Origin of the sequence: Pelotomaculum propionicicum (assembly GCF_004369225.1) — a bacterium.
Classification (GTDB): domain Bacteria; phylum Bacillota; class Desulfotomaculia; order Desulfotomaculales; family Pelotomaculaceae; genus Pelotomaculum_B; species Pelotomaculum_B propionicicum.
Genome location: NZ_QFFZ01000097.1, coordinates 1 through 4099 on the forward strand (window position 1 = coordinate 1; position 4099 = coordinate 4099).

Annotated in this window: 2 protein-coding genes; both read right to left on the bottom strand. The window is 43.6% G+C overall.

Annotated features, from left to right (window positions below):
• Nucleotides 1–325: 325 nt before the first annotated feature.
• On the bottom strand, nt 326–1681 hold the full coding sequence (locus Pmgp_RS18810; protein ID WP_134216158.1) for an MFS transporter: 1356 nt from the start codon (nt 1679–1681) through the stop codon (nt 326–328).
• A gap of 711 nt (nt 1682–2392) precedes the next feature.
• Nucleotides 2393–3622: an IS110 family RNA-guided transposase gene (locus tag Pmgp_RS18815; RefSeq protein WP_134216159.1), complete on the bottom strand. Its 1230-nt coding sequence runs from the start codon at nt 3620–3622 to the stop codon at nt 2393–2395.
• Nucleotides 3623–4099: the final 477 nt, after the last annotated feature.

Here is a 4099-nt window from a genome sequence, read left to right on the forward strand (position 1 = left end):
CTTGAATAACGCTCTGCGTTATTCACATACCCACAACCCCTGCGACGGTAGAGACAAAAATAATATTGCTAAAAGACCGCCAGTAATAATATTCCATAATTACCATTCCAAATGAGCTGATCCCCTTTTTATGGGTGGTAAACTTTTACGTGATCACAGTGGTAAACTTTTTGATTGACAAACACAATGATCCCTCAGGTGGATTCTTGGTATCTATTCCGTCAACTTTTGGACATTTAATACCGGCTATTTCTGAACAATATGTGTTATCAGTAAAAGTATATACCTTGGCATAAAACATTTAAATATAGTCACTTTTGCTTATTTAACTAACTTCTTCTAACGGCGCCATGCCGGTTCTCCATCCAAAGAGAAGTACCAAGATGCCAGGCACCGCACTCATGATAGCTATTGTCGTGCCAAAAGTGGCAAATCCGCCAGCGGCATATAAAAACGGCACGATTTGCAGGGTGCCGGATGTACCCAAACGGGCGCCAGCGTTAATCACACCTGTGGCACTGTTGCGCACACTGGTTGGGAAGGACTCAGCCTGGTATGGATAGATACAGTAAGCCGCGCACATACTGGCTGTCTGGAACAAGAACAAGAACGTTGCTAGCAATACAAAATTACTGCCTACATTGATATAGATCATAATCATAATCGAAGTAATCAGCAAAGATACCCCAATCGGAATTTTACGCCCGCCCAACGGACCGACCCAGGCGGAAATAAACGTACCTACTACCATGCCGATAGTGCCGAGTGTTGAAATCATCATCGATTCATACGCCGGAATACCATTAAGCTGAAGCAAAGTGTTGTTCCAGTTTAATAAGGCAAATGAAGGGGCCTGCTGCGCAAACCCAATAAGGAAACAGAGCACAGTGCGCCCGAGGTATTTACCTTGAACCAATGAAACAAGTCCTTGCCATACACTTATTTTTACACGTTCAGCTTCAAATTTAGCCTGATCGCTTAAATCTACCGCTATGCCAGAAATTTTTTCAACCATAGCTTCCGCCTCGGCGACCCGGCCTTTTGACACTAACCACCGCGGTGTTTCATCCAGAAGGAAGTATACAAAAAATGCTGCGACAAAGCCAAGGATACCAACATCAAAAATATAGCGCCAGGCCTCCGGCCCCAGCGGCACTACCTTTGCCGCCACAGCGCCGATAGCAGGCGTGGCCATAAAAGCAAATGTTGCACAAATACCTTCCCATTTGCCCCGCTGTTTTGCCGGAGTTATTTCGGCAACATAGGTAATAGCCACAATTGTGGTACAAAAAACACCGAAACCAGTCAATGTCCGGAAAATTGTGAAGGTAGTTATGTTGTCAGTGAATCCTGTAATGATACAGCTGGCTGAAGTAAGAATGAGAGCATACAGGATTGTCTTACGTCTGCCGATGCGGTCAGATATCATGCCGCCACAAAAACCACCCAGCATCATCCCAATGAAATACAGTGACTGGGCCGGCGCAAACAATTGAGCAGTGATCCCGAATGTTTTGATAACCGCTGGCGCCACAAAGCCTAAAAGCATGTTGTCAAGTTGTTCAAAGAAATAAACCATGGCAATAATGGCATATAAAACTAAGTGTCTGCCCCTGATATGCATACCGTCAAAATAATTATTCTTGATTTTGCCTTCTGACTTAAAAATTTCCTCTGTCATTAGCTCAACCCCTTATTGAATTGATTACCTCATATGACCAGTGGTTTTCTATGGTTTGATATACTCCATAGACCATAATTTTAGCTTGTGCAAACAGCTTGGCTAAAGGATCGTACTTTGTACGTCTAAAACTGGACGACTGCAAAAGTGAATTTCTCCTCACTTTTGATTTCATACTCGGTTGACAAGACAATAGCATTTGATTGCAAATGCACTAAGATAGTGTAGATATAAATTTTTTTTAGTTTTCATTATTGAGATGTTTAAAATACTTTATGATAATTATCTGCTAAACTTTTCACCCGGGTAAAAATTGTTATACAGACTCTAACATAAAGTCTGCTCTAGCCTCCCTCCAGTTGTGGATTATTTTCGCGAAATCAACAAATATATAAAGTAACAAATATATATGACTTGTCATTCGAGGCTTGCCGAAATTCCACTGTGATTTTCTTCACAATAAATATAATCAATTTTTTTCATCTTGCATAATGCTTTGAATATATATTGGGTATAAGAAATTTCAATGTCAAAAGAGGTCAACCTAATGTATGATAAGTGTTTAAGCCCAATATAAGACCCGCGGTAAAATGTCAAGCCATTAAATTGGAAATTATTTAGAACGTTATTTTAAAAAGGCAATAAGTAACCCTACTAGTAATCGCAAGAGACCACCAGTTATGTAAAGAAATGAGAAATGTAAAGTAAAGGTTAATTCATCCTCCTTTGCTTGTAGATTTGGCCTTGACTCAGCAGCGTAAAGACCATGCGAACGAGTTTGCGGGCCGTAAGGACTAATGCACGTTTATGGTTGTGGTGCCTGGCCTCGGTAAACTTCCTGCGGTAGAACTCACCATACTCCGGTTCCCACACCCGGACGGAGTTGGCCGCTTCTACAAGGTAGTACCGCAAGTAATAATTACCGGATCTGGTCAGGGGAATATCCTGAGCGTTGAACTTACTTGACTGGTTCTGCCGCCAGGTTAAGCCCGCGAATTTGGCAAGGGCGTTGTGATTGTCAAACCTTGATATGTCACCTATTTCGGCTACTATGCCGGCTGAGTAAACCGGCCCGATGCCCGGAATGGTTTCCAACGTGTGTGGAATAGCCTTTATCTCTTTGGCGATGGCCTGGTCGATTTTCTTTTTCTGACTCTCAAAGAACCGGATGGTTTCAAGAGACATGGCCAGCGTAATATCCACAGACTCTTGCATTTTCGGGTTTAAGCGGTAGGAGTTGCGAGCGGCCCTTTTAATGGTCTTAGTCATTTCAGGAATATCCTTTAGCCGCTTGTTTCCATGTTGCAGCATCATATCTACCAGTTCTTCCACAGGCATCGCAGCGATCTGGTCAGGTGTTAAGTTTTCTACCACCGCTGAAGAAGCCTGCCCAAATAGGTTCGAGAATGGACAGTCCATATTGTACGAGGAGAACTTAAGGAAAATCAGGTTCGAGGCCCTGTTCTTCTCCCTGGTTAGGTTACCCACCATGTGATAGCGAAACCGGGTTAGCCGTTGCAAAGGTGCATACCTCATGTCAGGAGGTGGTGTTGGACGGACTCGTCCAAACCGCAAGCAATCAGCAATAACCCTGGCGTCTAAGGCGTCTGTCTTGGCCATATCTGTGTAGATACTCTTAAACCCGTCAATGATCTTGGGATTAATCACTGCGATTTCTGTCCCCAGGGCTGTTAATTGAGGATCATCATGAAGAGCCTGGGACAGATGCCACCAGTATAGGTTGGTGGCTTCCATGCCAATCTTAACGTTATCAGCGGGTAAGGCATTAGCCACATCAACTACTTTATCGACAAGTCTTTCTGTCCCTGGAAGGTCGTTGGAGACCGTGAATCCACAGACATCTTCGCCGGTGTCATCAAGGATTCTAACTACATTGGAGTCGGCTCCTATATCAATACCGATGAAAAGAGTACGGCCCATGTCATCAACACCTCCTTCCGATTAAGGTTTAAGAAACCAAAACTTTGGGGTATCCCTGGGAACCTGGTGTAACAGCAACCTTTCCGATGAGCACTCACCCAAAGAGATTGGTGCGAGGCTCCTTGCTGAAGGGAGGACCTCTTTGGACGTGCAACCCGCGCGTAAGCGGTTGCCACCAGGCCCGGGGAGCAGTCTTAAGAAGCACTAAAAGTGCAGGAGGTTCTGAACTGCCCCGCCATCGGTTCTACCGTGATTGTCCCAAGGGATAATCCAAAGGTCAATTGTTTTATGAAAAATAAATATGACCAACTGGAAATTAATCCACTGGTCATATCATACAAGGAGGTGGATAGCGTGAAAACAATTCAATTACACAACTGAAGGAGTAAGCCTAAAAAAGGACATACTTATCCCTTGGTTTAAAAAATTGATTTTTTAAGCAGATTGTAATGATATTGCTAAAATGTCCGAGGCTTG

Excerpts from the sequence above, each read along its gene's own strand:
- Pmgp_RS18810 (WP_134216158.1), bottom strand. The coding sequence starts at position 1,681 with ATGACAGAGGAAATTTTTAAGTCAGAAGGCAAAATCAAGAATAATTAT.
- Pmgp_RS18815 (WP_134216159.1), bottom strand. The coding sequence starts at position 3,622 with ATGGGCCGTACTCTTTTCATCGGTATTGATATAGGAGCCGACTCCAAT.